The 19,237-nt window shown below is 52.4% G+C and carries 22 protein-coding genes; 12 read left to right on the top strand and 10 right to left on the bottom strand.

What is annotated here, in order from left to right:
* Positions 1-195: 195 nt before the first annotated feature.
* Both OGY67_RS23755 and OGY67_RS03090 read left to right on the top strand, forming a co-directional pair.
* The gene (locus OGY67_RS23755) at positions 196-339 is read left to right on the top strand and encodes a hypothetical protein (RefSeq protein ID WP_418219448.1); all 144 of its coding nucleotides are present in this window, start codon (positions 196-198) and stop codon (positions 337-339) included.
* A 19-nt stretch (positions 340-358) separates the two neighbouring features.
* Positions 359-583 carry a DUF2594 family protein gene (locus OGY67_RS03090; protein ID WP_003030482.1) on the top strand — a complete coding sequence of 75 codons (225 nt, stop codon included), beginning with the start codon at positions 359-361 and terminating at the stop codon, positions 581-583.
* A 66-nt stretch (positions 584-649) separates the two neighbouring features.
* On the opposite strand, the gene sdiA is transcribed toward OGY67_RS03090, so the two are convergent.
* The 8 genes from sdiA to OGY67_RS03050 form a co-directional block, all read right to left on the bottom strand.
* Entirely contained in the window at positions 650-1,372 is a 723-nt protein-coding gene (gene sdiA / locus OGY67_RS03085; protein ID WP_008785095.1) for a quorum-sensing transcriptional regulator SdiA, read from the bottom strand.
* A gap of 230 nt (positions 1,373-1,602) precedes the next feature.
* A complete protein-coding gene (tcyN, locus tag OGY67_RS03080) occupies positions 1,603-2,355 on the bottom strand; it encodes an L-cystine ABC transporter ATP-binding protein TcyN (RefSeq protein ID WP_003030477.1) in 753 nt (250 codons plus the stop codon).
* Complete coding sequence (tcyL, locus tag OGY67_RS03075; RefSeq protein ID WP_003030474.1) at positions 2,352-3,020, bottom strand: cystine ABC transporter permease; 669 nt, start codon at positions 3,018-3,020, stop codon at positions 2,352-2,354. Before tcyL ends, tcyN begins: the two co-directional genes overlap by 4 nt.
* A 21-nt stretch (positions 3,021-3,041) precedes the next feature.
* Positions 3,042-4,028 carry a D-cysteine desulfhydrase gene (gene dcyD / locus OGY67_RS03070; protein ID WP_118262559.1) on the bottom strand — a complete coding sequence of 329 codons (987 nt, stop codon included), beginning with the start codon at positions 4,026-4,028 and terminating at the stop codon, positions 3,042-3,044.
* 107 nt (positions 4,029-4,135) lie between these two features.
* Positions 4,136-4,936, bottom strand: a complete 801-nt coding sequence (gene tcyJ, locus OGY67_RS03065) for a cystine ABC transporter substrate-binding protein (RefSeq protein WP_003030469.1) — start codon at positions 4,934-4,936, stop codon at positions 4,136-4,138.
* 100 nt (positions 4,937-5,036) lie between these two features.
* A complete protein-coding gene (gene fliZ / locus OGY67_RS03060) occupies positions 5,037-5,588 on the bottom strand; it encodes a flagella biosynthesis regulatory protein FliZ (protein ID WP_003030467.1) in 552 nt (183 codons plus the stop codon).
* Between the two features lie 57 nt (positions 5,589-5,645).
* Positions 5,646-6,365 (bottom strand): RNA polymerase sigma factor FliA, encoded by a 720-nt coding sequence (fliA, locus tag OGY67_RS03055; protein WP_016153479.1) that lies wholly within the window; start codon positions 6,363-6,365, stop codon positions 5,646-5,648.
* A 162-nt stretch (positions 6,366-6,527) separates the two neighbouring features.
* Positions 6,528-7,817 (bottom strand): FliC/FljB family flagellin, encoded by a 1,290-nt coding sequence (locus OGY67_RS03050; protein ID WP_167820053.1) that lies wholly within the window; start codon positions 7,815-7,817, stop codon positions 6,528-6,530.
* Positions 7,818-8,072: 255 nt separating this feature from the next.
* Here OGY67_RS03050 and fliD point away from each other — a divergent pair, with 255 nt between their 5' ends.
* The 4 genes from fliD to amyA all read left to right on the top strand — a co-directional run bounded on the left by fliD (position 8,073) and on the right by amyA (position 11,823).
* Positions 8,073-9,473 carry a flagellar filament capping protein FliD gene (gene fliD, locus OGY67_RS03045; RefSeq protein ID WP_167820054.1) on the top strand — a complete coding sequence of 467 codons (1,401 nt, stop codon included), beginning with the start codon at positions 8,073-8,075 and terminating at the stop codon, positions 9,471-9,473.
* A gap of 15 nt (positions 9,474-9,488) precedes the next feature.
* Positions 9,489-9,896 carry a flagellar export chaperone FliS gene (gene fliS / locus OGY67_RS03040; RefSeq protein ID WP_032943829.1) on the top strand — a complete coding sequence of 136 codons (408 nt, stop codon included), beginning with the start codon at positions 9,489-9,491 and terminating at the stop codon, positions 9,894-9,896.
* Entirely contained in the window at positions 9,896-10,267 is a 372-nt protein-coding gene (gene fliT / locus OGY67_RS03035; protein WP_008785101.1) for a flagella biosynthesis regulatory protein FliT, read from the top strand. The genes fliS and fliT overlap by 1 nt, the downstream gene beginning before the upstream one ends.
* Before the next feature lie 68 nt (positions 10,268-10,335).
* Positions 10,336-11,823, top strand: a complete 1,488-nt coding sequence (gene amyA, locus OGY67_RS03030; protein WP_167820055.1) for an alpha-amylase — start codon at positions 10,336-10,338, stop codon at positions 11,821-11,823.
* 40 nt (positions 11,824-11,863) lie between these two features.
* Here the strand turns inward: amyA and yedD are convergent, their stop codons facing one another.
* On the bottom strand, positions 11,864-12,277 hold the full coding sequence (gene yedD / locus OGY67_RS03025; RefSeq protein WP_167820204.1) for a lipoprotein YedD: 414 nt from the start codon (positions 12,275-12,277) through the stop codon (positions 11,864-11,866).
* 185 nt (positions 12,278-12,462) lie between these two features.
* Here yedD and yedE point away from each other — a divergent pair, with 185 nt between their 5' ends.
* Positions 12,463-13,668: a selenium metabolism membrane protein YedE/FdhT gene (gene yedE, locus OGY67_RS03020; RefSeq protein ID WP_048235181.1), complete on the top strand. Its 1,206-nt coding sequence runs from the start codon at positions 12,463-12,465 to the stop codon at positions 13,666-13,668.
* The gene (yedF, locus tag OGY67_RS03015; protein ID WP_000790504.1) at positions 13,665-13,898 is read left to right on the top strand and encodes a sulfurtransferase-like selenium metabolism protein YedF; all 234 of its coding nucleotides are present in this window, start codon (positions 13,665-13,667) and stop codon (positions 13,896-13,898) included. The genes yedE and yedF overlap by 4 nt, the downstream gene beginning before the upstream one ends.
* A 54-nt stretch (positions 13,899-13,952) precedes the next feature.
* Here yedF and fliE read toward each other — a convergent pair whose 3' ends face one another.
* Complete coding sequence (gene fliE, locus OGY67_RS03010; RefSeq protein WP_167820056.1) at positions 13,953-14,267, bottom strand: flagellar hook-basal body complex protein FliE; 315 nt, start codon at positions 14,265-14,267, stop codon at positions 13,953-13,955.
* A gap of 216 nt (positions 14,268-14,483) precedes the next feature.
* Here fliE and fliF point away from each other — a divergent pair, with 216 nt between their 5' ends.
* Genes fliF through fliI form a run of 4 tightly spaced genes read left to right on the top strand, consistent with a single transcriptional unit; the run spans position 14,484 to position 19,218 of the window.
* Entirely contained in the window at positions 14,484-16,157 is a 1,674-nt protein-coding gene (gene fliF, locus OGY67_RS03005; protein ID WP_286573426.1) for a flagellar basal-body MS-ring/collar protein FliF, read from the top strand.
* Entirely contained in the window at positions 16,150-17,148 is a 999-nt protein-coding gene (fliG, locus tag OGY67_RS03000; RefSeq protein ID WP_003030443.1) for a flagellar motor switch protein FliG, read from the top strand. The genes fliF and fliG overlap by 8 nt, the downstream gene beginning before the upstream one ends.
* On the top strand, positions 17,141-17,848 hold the full coding sequence (gene fliH / locus OGY67_RS02995; protein ID WP_003834049.1) for a flagellar assembly protein FliH: 708 nt from the start codon (positions 17,141-17,143) through the stop codon (positions 17,846-17,848). Before fliG ends, fliH begins: the two co-directional genes overlap by 8 nt.
* The gene (gene fliI / locus OGY67_RS02990; RefSeq protein ID WP_003030440.1) at positions 17,848-19,218 is read left to right on the top strand and encodes a flagellar protein export ATPase FliI; all 1,371 of its coding nucleotides are present in this window, start codon (positions 17,848-17,850) and stop codon (positions 19,216-19,218) included. The genes fliH and fliI overlap by 1 nt, the downstream gene beginning before the upstream one ends.
* Positions 19,219-19,237 lie beyond the last annotated feature (19 nt).

The raw sequence follows: 19,237 nt of genomic DNA, 5'->3' as shown, positions 1-19,237 counted from the left end.
ATTTTGCTCTCGTTTTTGGAAATTAGATTGTACGACGAGTGGAAACTTTCAGTCCTGACAGCCTTCTGCCACGGTTATATCTGCATAGCTGTTTCAGAATAGTGACAAAAAATTCATATTCCCCCGCTGAATGCAAAATAGGCAGTCAAAGTTGTAACAATAATTAACGAGGAAAATACTCGAAATAAACAACATGTGGAGAAAATATATGCACTGCAACATGTTGTTTATTTTAATGTCCACAACATTGGTCCGCGCAAAAAACAACCACAGATATTTTTAGCCTCGCTTATGGTATACTCCGCCGCCTTAAGATTTGACATCGCACTTTTTCATTGAAACATAACGAGGAAAATAAATGAGTACGCCTGACTTTTCCACTGCTGAGAATAACCAGGAACTGGCCAATGAAGTCACCTGCCTGAAAGCCATGTTAACGCTGATGCTGCAGGCAATGGGTCAAGCCGATGCAGGCCGCGTGATTCTTAAAATGGAAAAACAGCTCGCGCTGATTGAAGATCAATCACAGGCGGCGGTATTTTCCAACACGGTTAAGCAAATTAAACAAGCTTACCGCCAGTAAAAAGAAACCGGCTGATAGCAATGCTCTCAGCCGGTTTTGCGTCTGACACTCAGAACGATAATTTACTCAGATAAGCCCGGTTGCCGCGGCATAACAGGCTATCTGCGTTTTGTTTGGTGCATTGAATTTCTTTTGCATATTCTTCTGGTGGAAGTTTACGGTATTTTCAGAAATAGACAGAATGATGGCGATCTCTGAAGAGGTCTTCCCCTCCGCCGTCCATTTCAATATTTCCTTTTCCCGCTTGCTAAAGCGCATTTCTGGCGCCATAACCATGTCATCTTCCAGCCGCGTCAGTACAGACAGGCTTTCCCGTACCAGAAGCTGCATCCTGAGCTCCACTTCATCGCTCGCAAGGCGACTGTTACGGATACTTGCACGCGATACCGATAAAAAACCCAACGCCCGATTAGGCAACATTAAGCATTGCGTCATCCCTTTGCGTAAACCGTGATTGCGTGCGGCGTCCCACAAAGGTTGCGCATCGCGAAACAGAGTATCGTTCCAGGGTAAATGCCCCTGACTGAAGTTTTCAGGTTTCAGCACCGGATCAATGGCGAAATAATTTTCGGACTGATAATGCGCCACCCATGCTTTGGGATAGGTCGTATGAAGAGACGTTTTAGGTCGGGTAAAAGGTACCGGATGACGAACACAGAGCGCGTAAAAATCGAACTCTAAGTGCTGCGTCTGTTGTTGTAATTCCGTATAGACATCCTCTGCCGTCGCCATTTCCTGAAAGCGTAACAGCATGCTCCGTCGCCAGGTGAAGAAATCATGATCCTGCATACTAAGTGGTAATGCCCCTGAGATTGATAATCATCCAAACATATGAAACAAGCTAACACATAAATGTATTTTATATATGCAAATTATCGGACAAATGAAGAATTACTTGAGTATTACTCAGCAGTGGAAGGAAGTAACAGATTCAAGCATTAATAATAAAGCAATAATTATAAATAGTTATGCGAACAGCACTCGCCAGAAACAATTCCGACGAGTGCTATATGCACTATTTATTGCATCAAAAACTTCTCAAGAAACTGGCGGGTACGCGGCTGCTGCGGATGCGTGAATAAGGATTTTGCGGGTCCCTGCTCCACTATCCGTCCTTGATCCATAAATATCGCTCTATCGGCAACATCGCGAGCAAAGCTCATTTCATGCGTCACAATTACCATGGTGCGTTTTTCCTGCGCCAGTTGGCGGATGGTATTAAGTACCTCGCCAACCAGCTCCGGATCGAGCGCGGAGGTCGGTTCATCAAAAAGAATAACCTCAGGTCGCATCGCCAGCGCTCGGGCAATCGCTACGCGCTGCTGCTGTCCGCCCGATAAACGCCGCGGATAGCTGGTTTCTTTGCCCGCCAACCCGACTTTCGCCAGCAATTCACGCGCACGAGCTGTCGCTTCAGCTTTTGGTTCACCTTTGACTATCACCGGCCCTTCAATAATGTTTTCCAGCACCGTCCGATGCGGGAACAAATTAAAGTTCTGGAACACAAAACCGACGTGCTGACGTAACTGACGAATCAGGCCTTTCTGCTGGGTCAACGAACGCGCGGTATCAATGGTAATCTCACCCACTTTAATGGTGCCCGCCTCCGGTTGCTCCAGCAAATTAATGCTACGCAGCAGCGTGGTTTTACCCGATCCGCTCGGCCCGATAATCGCTACTACTTCACCAGGTTTGACGTCAAGATCGATCCCATGCAGCACCGTTTGCCCATGAAACTTTTTGACCAGGTTTCTGACTTCGATAGCACTCATTTCGGCTCTCTCTCCTGGCGGTTCAGTTGTTCTTCAAAATAGTTTTGCAGCGCAGAAAGCACCGTCGCCATCACCCAGTAAATCAACGAGGCCGCCAGATACATCGTAAAGACTTCCAGCGTACGCGAGGTAATCAGCTGCGCCTGACGGAACAGTTCCGGTACCTGAATAGTGGCGGCCAAAGAGGTATCTTTCACCAGACTGATAAAGCTGTTGCTCAGCGGCGGCAACGCAACGCGCGCAGCCTGCGGCAGGATTGCCCGGCGCATGGTCTGCCAGCGCGTCATACCAATACTGGCGCCTGCCTCCCACTGCCCTTTATCGATGGAAGAGATTGCCGCACGCAGGGTTTCCGCAGCGTAGGCCGCCGTATTCAGCGACAAGCCAATCATCGCCGCCGGGATGGGATCAAGCTCAATACCAAACTGCGGCAGACCGTAATAGATCATAAACAGCTGGGCAATTAGCGGTGTTCCACGAAAAATAGAGATATAAAAACGCGCCAGCCAGCGCACAGGCAACAGCGGCGACAGACGCATCAACGCCAGGATAAACCCCAGCACGAGGCCAAAAAACATCCCGCCGATACTCAGTTGCAGCGTAAAAACCGCGCCTTTGAGCAGATACGGCAGAGAATCAATTACCAGTTGGATACTTTCATGCATTAGCGTTTTTCGACCTGGTTGTTACACGTGAGGATGGTAGGCAAACAGTGCAGGTGCCCCACCGGTATGAATAAAGAGGATTGGGCCTTCGTCTTTGAAGCGTTTCTGGCTGATACCGTCAATCAAACCCGCCATCGCCTTACCGGTATACACCGGATCCAACAAAATGCCTTCCAGGCGCGCCAGCAGTTTTACCGCCTCCATGCCCTCTTCGTTTGGCGTACCGTAGCCCGGCGCAAAATAATCATCCCATAACAGGATATCCGCCGAGGCCGTCAGTTCCAGTTCGCGGGCAATATCCTGCTGCAACGTTACAACTTTGGGCTTTTGATCGGCAACGCTGCGCGAGACGGTCACGCCGATCAGCTCGACGTCTGGCATCAGTTGTTCCAGGCCCACGGCCAGCCCGGCGTGCGTTCCCGCGCTGCCCGATGCCACCACAACGGAAGAAAGCGCAACGGCCCCTTCACACTGCTGGGCAATTTCCAGCGCGCTTTCTACATAACCCAATGCGCCCAACGCGTTGGAACCCCCTACGGGGATCACATACGGGCGGAACCCCTGCGCTTCAATGCGCGTCGCCAGTTCCTGAAGTTGCGCATTCGGGTCGGTCAGCGCATCGCACATTTCGATCTGCGTATTAAACAGGTCCAGAAGCAGACGGTTGCCATTGGTGAGATAGTTTTCCGCAGTAGTGCCAATCGGATTTTCCAACAGCGCCACGCAGTGCAGGCCAAGCTTAGCCGCTACCGCCGCCGTCTGGCGAACGTGGTTAGACTGAATCGCACCTGCGGTTATCAGCGTATCAGCGCCTTCACGCAGTGCGTCTGCGGCCAGGAATTCCAGCTTACGCAGCTTATTGCCACCCATGGCCATCGGCGTGACGTCATCGCGTTTGATGAAAATATCGCGCCCAAGGTGGTCGGAGAAGCGTGGAAGATATTCGAGCGGCGTTGGCGCGCCAATAAATTCCAGACGTGGAAAGCGCGTTAAGTTATGCAGCGGCATACAGCCTCCGGTATTCGTTGTTGTGATGTTCTTTTTATTATGCACGCTCAGGCGCAATGAAATAAAAAAAGGCGCTGTTAAAGGCGCCTTTTTTCATCGGATGCCGATTATTTCGTCACATCCGCTCCAAACCATTTTTCAGACAGAGCTTTCAGCGTACCGTCTTTCTGCATTTCAGCAATGGCCGCATCAACCGCTTTCAGCAGATCTTCATTGCCTTTGCGCAGCGCCACGCCGGACTCCTGGCGGGAGAATGCTTCACCGGTCACAGCCAGCGTATCCTTGGTTTTCTTGACCAGATCCAGCGCTGCCAGACGGTCAACCAAAATGGCGTCGATACGGCCTACACGCAGATCCTGGTATTTGGTCGGGTCATCATCATAGGTACGAATATCCACGCCCTGCACGTTCTGGCGCAGCCACTCTTCATAGTTGGTGCCCAGACCAACGCCGACTTTTTTACCTTTCAGATCGGCAGCGGTCTTAATAACGCCTTCATTACCTTTCTTCACCAGCGCCTGAATACCAGAAACCGTATACGGGGTAGAGAAATCGTATTTTTTCTTACGTTCGTCAGAGATGGTCACCTGGTTGATGACCACGTCAATGCGCTTGGAATCAAGAGAGGCCAGCATACCGTCCCACTTGGTCGGCTTCAGGTTAGCTTTCACCCCAAGGTGCTTGGCCAGTTCCTCAGCAAACTCCACTTCGAAACCGGTCAGCTTGCCGTCATCGCCCTGAAAACTAAACGGGGGATAGGTCCCTTCCAGGCCCACCAGCAGCGTGCCGCGCTCTTTAACTTTATTTAACAGACCTTCATCTGCATAAGTCTTTACGCTCATTCCAGCGACAAGTGCAACAGCCATTACACCCATCAGAGCCTGACGTCCCAGAAGTGCTAATTTCATAGTTACCCCGAATATTGTCATTAGTGACTATCATTTATGACTACAGTGTAAAGCGTTTACTGTGTTCCACAAACACGACTCTGTTACACCTTATTCGTTTTTAATATATATCAGAACTGGCTGTCCAGGAGGATTTCTGCATATGTCCCATATGGGTATGGGCTTTGAACTGCTCATACTTACGTAAGGCGATGCGGTAATTGTTGGTGCTGGTTTCCGGCAGCCACGGGGCAAGGTTTTCGTCGAGGAACCCTTCCTGCAGCAGGTCATGAGAGATATTTTGTTCGGTCAGGTGATTCCCGAGGCGACGCAGGCGGACAACGTATTCACGTACCGTGCCGTGACTCATTTCGGTCTGCTCAAATAAAAATTGTTTAAAACCAATGATGTCGAAAAAGTCGCTCTGCTCTTTGCAATGCAAATCACCGCAAAAACGACACAGTGCCACCCACTCTTTTTTCTCCTGCTCCCACTCGGCTTCATCCAACAAAGTGTCCAGGCGGGCGATGGCGATTTTATTCACAATTTGCCCGCGACGAACCAGCGTGATCCGGTCGAGCAACTTAAAGCAATGGGCGCAATGCGTCTGGCTGTGTTTGAAATCTTTGAGGTAGCGGCTTAGAGGCCGTCTTTTTGATTGCTGCACCGTCATGAGAACTCCTGGTAGTCAATTCGTAATGCGGCATTGTTCAGGGGTAATGATGTACCCCTATAGCTTACCCAGCTTGGTGCGTAGACGTTTGATGGCCTGACTGTGCAACTGGCTGACCCGCGACTCCCCGACTTCCAGTACCGCGCCAATCTCTTTCAGATTCAGCTCTTCCTGGTAGTACAGCGTTAACACCAGCTTTTCTCGCTCCGGCAACGCCTCGATCGCGTCCATCACGCGCTGGCGGAGGTTACCCTCAAGAAGCTGTTGTAACGGGTTTTCCTGCTGATGTTCTTCCGTCACCAGCTCAATACTATCGCCATGCTCTTCCCGCCACTCGTCATAAGAGAAGAGCTGGCTGTTGTTGGTATCGAGCAACATCTGACGATACTCTTGCACAGGAATAGCCAGACGCTCCGCCACTTCGGTTTCCGTCGCGTTGCGCCCTAATTCCTGCTCCAGTTGTCCCATCGCCTGAGCCACTTCGCGAGCATTGCGCCGAACGCTACGCGGCACCCAATCCCGGCTACGTAGTTCGTCCAGCATTGCTCCACGAATACGCTGCACTGCGTAAGTGGTAAATGCCGTTCCTTGCAAAGCGTCATATCGGTCAACGGCATTCAATAACCCGATGCCGCCCGCTTGTAGCAGGTCATCCAGTTCTACGCTCGCCGGCAAACGCACCTGAAGGCGCAATGCTTCGTGACGCACCAACGGTACATAACGCTGCCACAGCGAGTGTTTATCCATTACACCTTCAGCGGTATACAGTGAATTCACGATAAACAGCCCTGCGTTAAATGAGTTATCGGCATGATTATCCGTTTCTGCAGGGGTTTTAATCGGGTGAATAGTGGGTGAAATGGGGGGTTATTTAGGGGTTACGGGTAAAGCTAAATATAAAAAACCCCGCCGGAGCGGGGTTTGCGCGATAAGCGTAAATTAACGCAGCAGAGACAGAACGTTCTGCGTGGTCTGGTTAGCCTGCGCCAGTACAGAGGTCCCCGCTTGTTGCAGGATCTGCGCACGAGACATGTTAGACACTTCGGTCGCATAGTCGGAATCTTCGATACGGCTACGAGCAGAAGACAAGTTGTTCACGGTATTGCCCAGGTTGGTAATTGCAGATTCAAAACGGTTCTGAATCGCACCGAGGGAGCTACGGAACTGATCGACGTCAGACAGAGCCTTATCAATTTTCGCCAATGGATCCGTAGAACCTAATTTAACAGCCACACCACCAGTTAAAGCAGGCTTACCGTCAGCTTCGTTAATAGTGGTCGTAACATATGAGGAAACACCATTTGCATCTACAGATTTAAGAGCATAAGCATCATTGCCATTAGAATCTTTATATGAAACTAAAGATTTCCCGGCAGTTGCAACATCTGTAGTATCTACTTTCACATCTTTCCCAACTTTATCAACTGCAGTAAGGTCAGCTAATTTAACAGTAGATTCAGGGAGAGAACTATCGACTGTAACTGTTCCAGCTTTGTTATCCACTTTAGCTGCAAAATATTTTGGAGGCGTTGCAGTGCTATCAGCGGTAAGATAAAAATTCCCTGAACCATCTTTATACAGTTTGCTTTTCACATCATCAAAGGTAAGTTTCGTACCGCCTGAAGTATCTTTCATATCAGCAGCTTTTACAGCATGCTGAACGCTAACGGTAGCACCATTTGCAACACTTTTACCTGTTTTAGAGATATTAAGATCAGCTAATCCAAGTGTTGTGCTATCGATTTTTTTCAGATCGATAGTAATGGTTTCATTATCTTTTGCACCAACCTGAATGGTCAACTGACCGTCCTGGTTCAGAACTTTTTTACCGTTGAAGTCGGTCTGCTCGGAAACACGGTTGATTTCTGCCAGGCGCTGATTAATTTCGTCCTGGATAGAAGTAAGGTCAGATTCAGAGTTGGAGCCGTTCGCTGCCTGTACGGACAGTTCACGTACGCGCTGCAGGTTGTTGTTGATTTCAGACAGCGCGCCTTCAGTAGTCTGGGCAACAGAGATGCCGTCATTGGCGTTACGGGAAGCCTGAGTCAGGCCTTTGATGTTAGCAGTGAAACGGTTTGCAATCGCCTGACCAGCAGCATCGTCTTTCGCGCTGTTGATACGCAGACCGGAGGACAGACGCTCGATAGCAGAGCCCAGAGCGGACTGAGATTTGTTCAGGTTATTTTGGGTCAACAGCGACAGGCTGTTTGTATTGATGACTTGTGCCATGATCTTTTCCTTATCAATTACAACTCGATGTTATTGGGCTGTTGCCCACGGTTTCTGACCGTAACCCATGTATCGGCACCTTAAATTCGAACTTTAGAAAATTTTTACTTTCCGCTCTCTTTTTTCTTAGTCCGTGAAATACCCTCTTTATGCACCACTATTCCGCGCATTATTTTGGCAAAACTATCATTAAACTTTGCGCGCAGATTGCCGATAACCCGCTTAACAATTGTTTGCAATCACAAGGAATCGGGCATGGCTTCATTTACATCATTAGGCGTAGGCTCAGGCTTACCACTGGACACGTTGCTAAACAACCTGACTATCGCTGAGAAAAAACGTTTAAATCCAATTACTCAGCAACAGACCGATAATACCGCCCGCCTGACGGCCTACGGTACGCTTAAGAGTGCGCTGGAAAAATTCCAGACGGCCAATACCGCGTTAAATAAACCGGAACTGTTCAGAAGCAGCAATGTGACCAGCAGTACTGAAGACCTGAAAGTGACCACCGAAGCCGGCGCGGCACCGGGTATTTATACCATCAGCGTCACGCAGCTGGCCCAGGCGCAGTCTCTGAGCACCTCATCGGTTGCTTCAAACAAAGAGGCTCTGGGTGATGGTTCTGGTACTCGTACTATTAAAATTGAACAACCGGGCCGTAAAGAGCCGCTGGAGATCAAACTCTCGCAAGATAAGACCACGCTGGATGATATCAGTAAGGCGATTAACGATACCGATAGCGGCATCTCCGCCAGCATCGTGAAGGTAAAAGATGGCGAGTTCAAACTGGTGCTGACCGCAGCAGAAGGTATGGACAGCAAAATGACCATCTCTGTTGACGGCGACAGCAAGCTGAACGATATGCTGGCCTACGACAGTACAACCGGCACCGGAAAAATGACTGAGTTGGTTAAAGCGCAAAACTCCAAGCTCACGATGAACGGTATCGATATTGAACGTCAGAGCAACAAAGTCACCGATGCCCCGCAGGGCGTCACGCTGGAACTGACCAAAAAAGTCACCGACGCGCGTATCACCGTTACGAAAAGCAATGAGAAAGCTACGGAAGCGATTAAAGGCTGGGTGGATGCCTATAACTCACTGATCGATACCTTTAATACGTTGACCAAATATAAAGCCGTAGACGCAGGTGCGGAAGGTCAGGACAAAGACAACGGCGCCCTCGTCGGTGATAGCGTAGTGCGTACCATTCAGACCGGTATTCGCGCGCAGTTTGCCAACTCCGGTAGCGAAGGTGCCTTTAAGACCCTGAATGAAATCGGCATCAAACAAGATGGCAAAACCGGCAAGATGACCATCGATGACACCAAACTGAAAAAAGCGCTGGACGAAAACACCGCCTCAGTTCGCGAACTGCTGGCAGGCGACGGCAAAGAAACCGGCATCACCACCAAAATTGCGGCTGAAGTAAAAAGCTATCTCGCTGATGACGGCATTATTGATAACGCGCAAGACAGCATTAACGCCACGCTGAAAAAACTGACCAAACAATATCTGTCAGTTAGTGCCAGCATTGATGACATGGTTGCGCGCTATACGGCGCAGTTTACCCAGCTCGATAGCATGATGAGCAAGCTGAATAACACCAGTACCTATCTGGGCCAACAATTTACAGCGATGAATAAATCCTGATAACACGAGGTAAGTATGTATACCGCGAGCGGTACCAAAGCCTATGCACAGGTCAGCGTGGAAAGCGCCGTAATGAGCGCCAGCCCACATCAGCTGATTGAAATGTTGTTTGACGGCGCGAACAGCGCCCTGGTGCGCGCTCGCCTGTTTATGCAACAGGGTGATATCGTCGCCAAAGGTGAGGCCTTAAGCAAAGCCATTAACATTATCGACAATGGTCTGAAAGCAGGCCTGGATCAGGAAACTGGCGGTGAAATCGCCACCAACCTGTCCTCGCTGTATGACTATATGATCCGCCGTTTACTGCAAGCTAACTTGCGTAATGATTGTCAGGCCATTGAAGAAGTCGAAGAGTTACTCGGCAACATTGCAGATGCCTGGAAACAGATTTCACCGAAAGCGTCGTCCCAGGAGTCTCGTTAATGACCTCAGCCGTGGAGTTTATCAACCGTTGGCAGCGCATCGCGCTACTCAGTCACTCGCTGCTGGAACTGGCGCAGCGCGGTGAATGGGACCTTTTACTGGAACAGGAAGTTACCTATCTGCAAAGTATTGAAGTGGTCATGGAAGAGCAAACTCCACCGGGCATTACGCGAAGTATTCAGGACTTAGTGGCCGGGTATATTAAACAGACGCTGGATAACGAACAATTACTTAAAACGTTGTTGCAGCAGCGTCTGGATGAACTCAGCAATCTCATCGGTCAGTCGACACGCCAAAAGACGCTCAATAACGCCTATGGTCGTCTTTCCGGTATGCTGCTGGTACCCGACGCCCCCACCTCGCCACAATAATTTCCCGTCTCGTCTGAATTATCTTCCATACTCCAGAGGTCGGCCAAACGACTTCTGGAGCACGGAAGATGAAAAATCCCACGTTATTGCAGTACTTCCACTGGTATTACCCTGATGGCGGTCAACTCTGGCCCGAGCTTGCCGAACGCGCAGGCGGACTCAATGATATCGGCATCAATATGGTATGGCTGCCCCCCGCTTATAAAGGCGCGTCCGGCGGCTATTCCGTTGGCTATGACTCGTACGATCTGTTTGACCTAGGCGAATTCGACCAAAAGGGAACCGTCGCCACCAAATACGGCGATAAAAACCAGCTGCTGGCGGCGATTGACGCACTTAAGCACAATGATATTGCCGTACTGCTGGACGTGGTGGTTAACCACAAAATGGGCGCTGATGAGAAAGAAAAGATCCGCGTCCAGCGCGTTAACGCCGAGGATCGCACGCAAATAGATGATGAGATTGTCGAGTGCGAAGGCTGGACGCGCTATACCTTCCCTGCCCGCGCTGGCCAGTATTCGCAATTCATTTGGGACTTTAAATGCTTCAGCGGCATTGACCATATCGAGAACCCAACCGAAGACGGGATTTTTAAAATCGTTAACGATTACACCGGAGAAGGCTGGAACGATCAGGTCGATGATGAGTTGGGTAATTTTGATTATCTGATGGGCGAAAACATTGATTTTCGCAATCACGCGGTGACTGAGGAGCTCAAATACTGGGCGCGTTGGGTAATGGAGCAAACCCAGTGTGACGGTTTTCGTTTAGATGCGGTGAAACATATTCCGGCATGGTTTTACAAAGAGTGGATTGAGCACGTGCAGGAGGTTGCACCCAAGCCGCTGTTTATTGTGGCGGAATACTGGTCCCATGAAGTCGATAAACTGCAAACCTACATTAATCAGGTGGAGGGGAAAACCATGCTGTTCGACGCCCCTTTGCAGATGAAATTCCACGAGGCCTCCCGTCAGGGCCGCGATTACGACATGAGCCAGATTTTCACCGACACTCTGGTGGAGGCCGATCCTTTTCATGCCGTCACGCTGGTCGCCAATCACGACACCCAACCCTTGCAGGCACTCGAAGCCCCCGTCGAGCCGTGGTTTAAGCCGCTGGCCTATGCGCTGATCCTGTTACGCGAAAACGGCGTACCGTCGGTGTTTTACCCTGACCTCTACGGAGCGCATTACGAAGACACCGGCGGCGATGGCGAAATCTATCCTATCGACATGCCGATCATTGAACAACTTGATGAACTGATCCTCGCGCGCCAGCGCTTCGCGCACGGGGTACAGACGCTCTTTTTCGATCATCCTAACTGTATCGCTTTTAGCCGCAGCGGCACGGACGAGGATCCCGGCTGTGTGGTGGTGCTGTCAAACGGTGATGACGGGGAAAAGACCATCAATCTCGGTGCCAATTATGGCAATAAAACCTGGCGGGACTATCTGGGAAATCGTGAAGAAAGCGTGGTCACCGATGAAAACGGCGAAGCGACGTTTTTCTGTAACGGCGGGAGCGTCAGCGTGTGGGTGATTGAAGACGTGTTGTAATGTTCAACCCCGGTGGCCGCTGGCTACCGGGGCGTACGGTTTATGGCAGCGGTGTGGCCAGCGGCGTTTTCTTTAACGCGTCAGCACATTCCTGCGTCGGGCGATCCACCCGTTGCAGCGTCATACCGTCATATTCCAGCGTATTGCCTTCGCGCTCGATCTCGTACAGCTCGCGTTTCACCGTCACGTTGGTGAGCTCACCAGAGAGCATCGTCAGTTTCCCTGGCAGCGCGATCACCCGCTGCCACTGGCGACAATCCAGCGTATCGCCCTCTTTCGTTATCACCAGGCTGGCAATCGCTTCCGGACTCACCAGACTGCGTTGCGGACCTTTTGACTGCCAGTATCCTTCCAGACCGGCTGGCGCTGGCGTTTTCACCACGTCGTTATAATTTTCTACTTCGGCGCATCCGGTAAGCGCCAGAAATACACCAACGATTGCTAATTTTTTCATCATTCATCCTGCATGCGAAGAAAATGGGATTGTGGCATTAAAGGCCTGATGTCGCCAGCCTTTCGGCAGCGTTGAGAAAGATTGATCCAGACGGTGTTACCTCTTATTACTCATAGTCAAAAATTCTGAACGGTGTAGTATCCACACTTCTTGTTACATACCTTCTGAGTTCAGAGGCACAACGCATGTCATGGCAACACTTCAAACAGGCCTGGTTAATTAAATTTTGGGCCCCCGCCCCTGCGGTCATCGCAGCGGGTATTCTCTCCACTTACTATTTCGGCATTACGGGAACCTTCTGGGCCGTTACCGGTGAATTCACCCGCTGGGGTGGTCAAATCCTGCAACTGTTTGGTGTGCACGCCGAAGAGTGGGGATACTACAAGCTGATCCATCTCGAAGGCTCTCCGTTGACCCGCATCGACGGCATGATGATCCTCGGTATGTTCGGCGGCTGTTTTGCTGCCGCACTGTGGGCCAACAACGTCAAGTTACGCATGCCACGCAGTCGGGTGCGCATTATGCAGGCGATAGTCGGCGGGGCAATCGCCGGATTCGGCGCACGGCTGGCAATGGGCTGTAACCTGGCCGCATTCTTCACCGGCATTCCGCAGTTCTCGCTACACGCCTGGTTTTTTGCGCTGGCCACGGCCATTGGCTCCTGGTTTGGTGCACGCTTTACCCTGCTGCCAATGTTTCGTATTCCGGTCAAAATGCAGAAAGTCTCCGCCGCTTCGCCGTTAACGCAAAAGCCGGATCAGGCCCGTCGCCGTTTCCGCCTGGGCATGCTGGTGTTTATCGGCATGATCGGCTGGGCGCTACTCACGGCGATGGATAAACCCAAGCTCGGTCTGGCGATGCTGTTCGGCGTTGGGTTCGGACTGCTGATTGAACGGGCGCAAATCTGCTTCACCTCCGCCTTCCGCGACCTGTGGATTTCCGGTCGCACCCATATGGCAAAAGCGATTATCTTCGGGATGGCAGTCAGCGCCATCGGTATCTTTAGCTATGTGCAACTGGGCGTCGAGCCTAAAATCATGTGGGCGGGTCCGAATGCGGTGATCGGCGGCTTGCTGTTTGGCTTTGGCATCGTTTTAGCGGGCGGATGTGAAACCGGCTGGATGTATCGCGCCGTCGAAGGCCAGGTGCATTACTGGTGGGTTGGTCTGGGCAACGTTATTGGCTCGACCATTCTGGCCTACTACTGGGATGATTTTGCTCCCGCGCTTGCCACCAACTGGGACAAAGTGAATCTGCTCAACACCTTCGGTCCGCTCGGCGGTCTGCTGGTGACCTATCTGCTGTTGTTTGCCGCGCTGATGCTGATTATCGGCTGGGAAAAACGTTTCTTCCGTCGCGCAGGGCTGACGCCTGCCAAGGAGTCTGTATGAAAAATATCGTGCCTGATTATCGCCTCGATATGGTCGGCGAACCGTGTCCATATCCGGCTGTAGCCACGCTGGAAGCGATGCCGCAATTGAAGAAAGGTGAAATTCTGGAAGTGGTGAGCGATTGCCCGCAGTCAATCAACAATATACCACTGGATGCGCGTAATCACGGCTATACGGTGCTGGATATTCAGCAGGATGGTCCAACGATCCGCTATTTGATTCAGAAGTAACTGGTTGCCGGATGGCACTGCGCTTATCCGGCAAACATTATCTGCACGTTGTCCCTACACCTGCATCGACATCACTTCCTGATACGCCGACACCAGTTTATTACGCACCTGAATACCCATCTGCATCGATACCGACGCCTTTTGCATATCGGTCATCACATCGTTTAACGCAATACCCGGCTCACCCAGGGTAAATTTCTCAGCCTGCGCACGGGACGCGGTTTGCACATCGCTGATTCTGTCTAACGCCGCATGCAGTTGTCCGGCAAAACTCACGGTCGGTTGTGGCTGCATATCCTGCATTTTTGCTGACATCGCCGTGGCCTGTAACTGGCTGATGACCCCTTCAATCCCCTGTATTGCCGACATTCTGATCCCCTGGATGATTTTTTACGTAGCTGAGATTACCAGTTAGTCAATAAGATAAAGGCGTTAAATAACGATAAAAAACCACGGTTTTTAACGCATAGAAAAATTCGAAACCGCAAATAATGAGACCGTCAATTTTTCGAGTTTGCTGACCCGGGAGTGAGTCTTGTTCCACTTTGCAAAAAACGCCGTCCACGATAAGCCACGAGGTGCGAGATGAGTGCGACAGCATCGACTGCAACCCAGCTTAAACCTCTCGAGTGGTTAAACCGCCTGCGCGCGAATCCCAGAATTCCTTTGATTGTGGCGGGAGCCGCTGCCGTCGCTATCATCGTGGCGATGGTCCTGTGGGCCAAAGCGCCTGACTATCGCACGCTGTTCAGCAATCTTTCCGATCAGGATGGTGGCGCGATTGTCACCCAACTGACGCAGATGAACGTTCCCTATCGTTTTACAGAGGGAAGCGGTGCTATCGAAGTTCCTGCCGATAAAGTCCACGAACTGCGCTTACGTCTGGCGCAGCAAGGCCTGCCGAAAGGCGGCGCCGTTGGTTTTGAACTGCTGGATCAGGAAAAGTTTGGTATCAGCCAGTTTAGCGAGCAGGTCAACTACCAGCGTGCGCTGGAAGGTGAATTAGCCCGTACCATTGAAACGCTGGGACCGGTAAAACGCGCCCGCGTGCATTTGGCAATGCCGAAACCGTCGCTATTTGTGCGTGAGCAAAAAGCGCCTTCAGCCTCCGTGACCGTTAACCTTGAACCGGGTCGTGCACTGGATGAAGGTCAGATAAGTGCAGTTACGCATCTGGTTTCCAGCGCTGTCGCCGGGTTACCGCCGGGCAACGTTACGCTGGTCGACCAGGCAGGTCATCTGTTAACTCAGTCGAACACCAGCAGCCGCGATCTTAACGATGCGCAGTTGAAATACGCCAGCGATGTCGAAGGCCGCGTTCAACGTCGTATCGAATCGATCCTGTCGCCGATTGTCGGCAACGGTAACGTACATGCGCAGGTCACCGCACAGCTGGATTTTGCTAATAAAGAGCAAACCGAAGAACAGTACCGTCCAAACGGTGATGATTCCCAGGCCGTGCTGCGTTCACGCCAGTTAAACGTCAGCGAGCAGATCGGAAGCGGAGCGCCAGGCGGCGTACCGGGCGCATTGTCTAATCAGCCAGCACCGGCGAATACCGCGCCAATCGCCAACCCACCGGCTAATCAGCAAAATGCGCAAACCACGCAGACGGCAAATAACAGCAATAATGCCGGTCCACGCAGTACGCAGCGCAATGAAACCAGCAACTATGAAGTCGACCGTACCATTCGCCACACCAAAATGAACGTCGGCGATGTGCAGCGTCTATCGGTGGCTGTGGTGGTCAACTATAAAACGTTGCCGGACGGCAAACCACTGCCGTTAACCGCCGATCAGATGAAACAGATTGAGGACCTGGCCCGCGAAGCGATGGGCTTCTCCGATAAACGTGGCGATACCCTGAACGTGGTGAACTCTCCGTTCACGGCGACCGACGATTCCATTGGCGAGCTGCCGTTCTGGAAACAGCCGTTCTTTATTGATCAGTTGATGACCGCAGGCCGTTGGTTACTGGTTCTGCTAGTTGCCTGGATCCTGTGGCGCAAAGCTGTTCGCCCGCAGTTGGTTCGCCGCAGCGAAGAAGCAAAAGCGGTACAAGAACAAACGCGTATCCGTCAGGAAACCGAAGAAGCGGTAGAAGTTCGCCTCAGCAAAGACGAGCAGACCCAGCAGCGTCGTACGAATCAGCGTCTGGGTGCAGAAGTGATGAGCCAGCGTATTCGTGAAATGTCAGATAACGATCCGCGCGTCGTGGCGCTGGTCATTCGCCAGTGGATGAGTAACGATCATGAGTAATGCCCTTACCGGTACCGATAAAAGCGTCATCCTGCTGATGACCATTGGCGAAGATCGCGCTGCTGAGGTGTTTAAACACCTTTCCACGCGCGAAGTTCAGGCGCTGAGTACAGCGATGGCGAACGTACGCCAGATCTCCAACAAACAGTTGACGGAAGTGCTGGCCGAGTTTGAGCAGGAAGCAGAACAGTTTGCCGCGCTGAATATCAACGCCAACGAATATCTGCGCTCGGTGCTGGTGAAAGCGCTGGGCGAGGAACGCGCCTCCAGCCTGCTGGAAGATATTCTGGAAACCCGCGATACCACCAGCGGCATTGAAACGCTCAACTTTATGGAGCCGCAAAGCGCCGCCGACCTTATCCGCGACGAGCATCCGCAGATTATCGCCACCATTCTGGTGCACCTCAAACGGGGCCAGGCCGCCGATATTCTGGCGCTGTTCGACGAGCGTTTACGTCACGACGTGATGCTGCGTATCGCCACCTTCGGCGGCGTACAGCCTGCCGCGCTGGCAGAACTGACCGAGGTACTGAACGGTCTGCTCGATGGCCAGAACCTCAAGCGCAGCAAAATGGGCGGCGTGAGAACGGCGGCAGAAATTATCAACCTGATGAAAACCCAGCAGGAAGAAGCGGTTATCACCGCCGTACGCGAGTTCGACGGCGAACTGGCGCAGAAAATTATCGACGAGATGTTCCTGTTCGAAAACCTGGTGGACGTCGACGATCGCAGTATCCAGCGTCTGCTGCAGGAAGTGGATTCCGAATCGCTGCTGATTGCGCTGAAAGGTGCCGAACAGCCGCTACGCGAGAAGTTCCTGCGCAACATGTCGCAACGTGCTGCCGATATTCTGCGCGACGACCTTGCCAACCGCGGTCCGGTGCGCTTGTCGCAGGTGGAAAACGAACAGAAAGCGATTCTGCTTATTGTGCGTCGTCTGGCGGAAACCGGCGAGATGGTGATCGGCAGCGGCGAGGATACCTATGTCTAACGAACTGCCGTGGAAAGTCTGGACTCCGGACGATCTCGCCCCACCGATGGCAGAGTTCGTGCTGGCCGACCACAGCGAAACGCCGCTGTCCGAAGAGACGGAAGAACCCGAGCTTTCGGCAGAGCAACAGCTTGAACAACAGCTCGCACAGCTGCAAATGCAGGCCCATGAGCAAGGGTATAACGCGGGGCTGGCGGAAGGTCGACAAAAGGGTCATGAACAAGGCTATCAGGAAGGTCTGAGCCAGGGGCTGGAGCAAGGCCAGAACCAGGCGCGTGCGCAGCATGCGCCGATTCATGCCCGTATGCAGCAACTGGTGAGCGAGTTTCAGAATACGCTGGACGCACTGGACAGCGTCATTGCCTCGCGCCTGATGCAAATGGCGCTGGAAGCTGCGCGTCAGGTGATTGGTCAGACGCCTATCGTGGATAACGCTGCGCTGATTAAGCAGATCCAACAGTTATTGCAACAGGAACCGCTGTTTAGTGGTAAACCGCAGCTGCGCGTACATCCGGACGATCTCCAGCGTGTGGAGGAGATGCTCGGTGCCACTCTCAGCCTGCACGGCTGGCGGCTGCGCGGCGATCCCACGCTGCATCACGGCGGTTGTAAAGTCTCAGCCGACGAAGGCGATCTGGATGCCAGCGTCGCCACACGCTGGCAAGAACTCTGCCGTCTGGCAGCGCCGGGAGTCGTGTAATGACCACTCGCCTGACTCGCTGGCTCAATACGCTGGACAACTTCGAAGAGAAAATGTCGCTGCTGCCTGCGGTGCGTCGTTACGGTCGTCTGACCCGCGCAACCGGGCTGGTGCTGGAAGCCACGGGGTTACAGCTGCCGCTGGGTGCCACCTGCGTCATTGAACGCCAGGATGGCAACGAAACCCAGGAAGTCGAAAGTGAAGTCGTGGGCTTTAACGGTCAACGTCTGTTTCTGATGCCGCTCGAAGAGGTCGAAGGCGTTCTGCCCGGCGCGCGCGTATACGCGAAGAACATTGCCGGAGAAGGTCTGCAAAGCGGGAAGCAATTACCGCTTGGCCCTGCTCTGCTGGGGCGTGTGCTGGACGGCAGCGGCAAACCGCTCGACGGACTGCCCGCCCCGGATACCACCGAAACCGGCGCGCTGATTACACCGCCGTTTAACCCGCTGCAACGTACCGCAATTGAACACGTCCTGGATACCGGTGTACGCCCCATCAACGCGTTGTTAACCGTAGGTCGCGGCCAGCGTATGGGGCTTTTCGCAGGTTCCGGCGTCGGTAAAAGCGTCCTGCTCGGCATGATGGCGCGTTATACCCAGGCCGACGTCATCGTCGTGGGCCTGATTGGCGAGCGTGGCCGCGAAGTTAAAGATTTTATTGAAAATATTCTCGGCGCTGACGGTCGCGCACGCTCGGTAGTGATTGCCGCTCCGGCGGACGTCTCGCCGCTGTTACGTATGCAAGGCGCGGCCTACGCCACGCGTATCGCCGAAGATTTCCGCGATCGTGGACAGCACGTATTGCTGATTATGGATTCCCTCACCCGCTATGCGATGGCGCAACGTGAGATAGCCCTGGCGATCGGCGAGCCACCGGCAACCAAAGGTTATCCACCGTCAGTATTCGCCAAATTACCGGCGCTGGTTGAACGTGCCGGAAACGGTATTCACGGCGGCGGTTCAGTCACCGCGTTTTATACGGTACTGACCGAGGGTGACGACCAGCAGGACCCGATTGCCGATTCCGCGCGCGCAATTCTGGACGGCCACATTGTGCTGTCACGTCATCTGGCCGAGGCGGGTCACTATCCGGCCATCGATATCGAAGCCTCAATCAGCCGCGCCATGACCGCGCTCATTAGTGAAAAACACTACGCACGGGTGCGCAACTTTAAACAGCTGCTGTCCAGCTTCCAGCGTAACCGCGATCTGGTTAGCGTGGGGGCGTATGCCAAAGGCAGCGATCCAATGCTGGATAAAGCCATCGCCTTATGGCCACAGCTGGAAGCGTTTTTACAGCAAGGCATCTTTGAACGGGCTGACTGGGAAGATTCTCTACAAGCTTTAGAACTGATTTTCCCTGGTGTGTGATTAAGCAGGAGAGCATAGG

Origin of the sequence: Citrobacter sp. Cpo015, assembly GCF_030333035.1 — a bacterium.
GTDB lineage: Bacteria > Pseudomonadota > Gammaproteobacteria > Enterobacterales > Enterobacteriaceae > Citrobacter > Citrobacter portucalensis.
This window is presented reverse-complemented; position numbering and strand designations above follow the sequence as displayed.

Coding starts and splice junctions, on each gene's coding strand:
- fliF (WP_286573426.1), top strand. CDS start 14,484: ATGAGTGCGACAGCATCGACTGCAACCCAGCTTAAACCTCTCGAGTGG.
- fliD (WP_167820054.1), top strand. CDS start 8,073: ATGGCTTCATTTACATCATTAGGCGTAGGCTCAGGCTTACCACTGGAC.
- yedD (WP_167820204.1), bottom strand. CDS start 12,277: ATGAAAAAATTAGCAATCGTTGGTGTATTTCTGGCGCTTACCGGATGC.
- amyA (WP_167820055.1), top strand. CDS start 10,336: ATGAAAAATCCCACGTTATTGCAGTACTTCCACTGGTATTACCCTGAT.
- fliH (WP_003834049.1), top strand. CDS start 17,141: ATGTCTAACGAACTGCCGTGGAAAGTCTGGACTCCGGACGATCTCGCC.
- tcyN (WP_003030477.1), bottom strand. CDS start 2,355: ATGAGTGCTATCGAAGTCAGAAACCTGGTCAAAAAGTTTCATGGGCAA.
- sdiA (WP_008785095.1), bottom strand. CDS start 1,372: ATGCAGGATCATGATTTCTTCACCTGGCGACGGAGCATGCTGTTACGC.
- fliI (WP_003030440.1), top strand. CDS start 17,848: ATGACCACTCGCCTGACTCGCTGGCTCAATACGCTGGACAACTTCGAA.
- fliZ (WP_003030467.1), bottom strand. CDS start 5,588: ATGACGGTGCAGCAATCAAAAAGACGGCCTCTAAGCCGCTACCTCAAA.
- yedE (WP_048235181.1), top strand. CDS start 12,463: ATGTCATGGCAACACTTCAAACAGGCCTGGTTAATTAAATTTTGGGCC.
- yedF (WP_000790504.1), top strand. CDS start 13,665: ATGAAAAATATCGTGCCTGATTATCGCCTCGATATGGTCGGCGAACCG.
- dcyD (WP_118262559.1), bottom strand. CDS start 4,028: ATGCCGCTGCATAACTTAACGCGCTTTCCACGTCTGGAATTTATTGGC.
- fliS (WP_032943829.1), top strand. CDS start 9,489: ATGTATACCGCGAGCGGTACCAAAGCCTATGCACAGGTCAGCGTGGAA.
- OGY67_RS03050 (WP_167820053.1), bottom strand. CDS start 7,817: ATGGCACAAGTCATCAATACAAACAGCCTGTCGCTGTTGACCCAAAAT.
- fliE (WP_167820056.1), bottom strand. CDS start 14,267: ATGTCGGCAATACAGGGGATTGAAGGGGTCATCAGCCAGTTACAGGCC.
- fliG (WP_003030443.1), top strand. CDS start 16,150: ATGAGTAATGCCCTTACCGGTACCGATAAAAGCGTCATCCTGCTGATG.
- tcyJ (WP_003030469.1), bottom strand. CDS start 4,936: ATGAAATTAGCACTTCTGGGACGTCAGGCTCTGATGGGTGTAATGGCT.
- fliT (WP_008785101.1), top strand. CDS start 9,896: ATGACCTCAGCCGTGGAGTTTATCAACCGTTGGCAGCGCATCGCGCTA.
- OGY67_RS03090 (WP_003030482.1), top strand. CDS start 359: ATGAGTACGCCTGACTTTTCCACTGCTGAGAATAACCAGGAACTGGCC.
- tcyL (WP_003030474.1), bottom strand. CDS start 3,020: ATGCATGAAAGTATCCAACTGGTAATTGATTCTCTGCCGTATCTGCTC.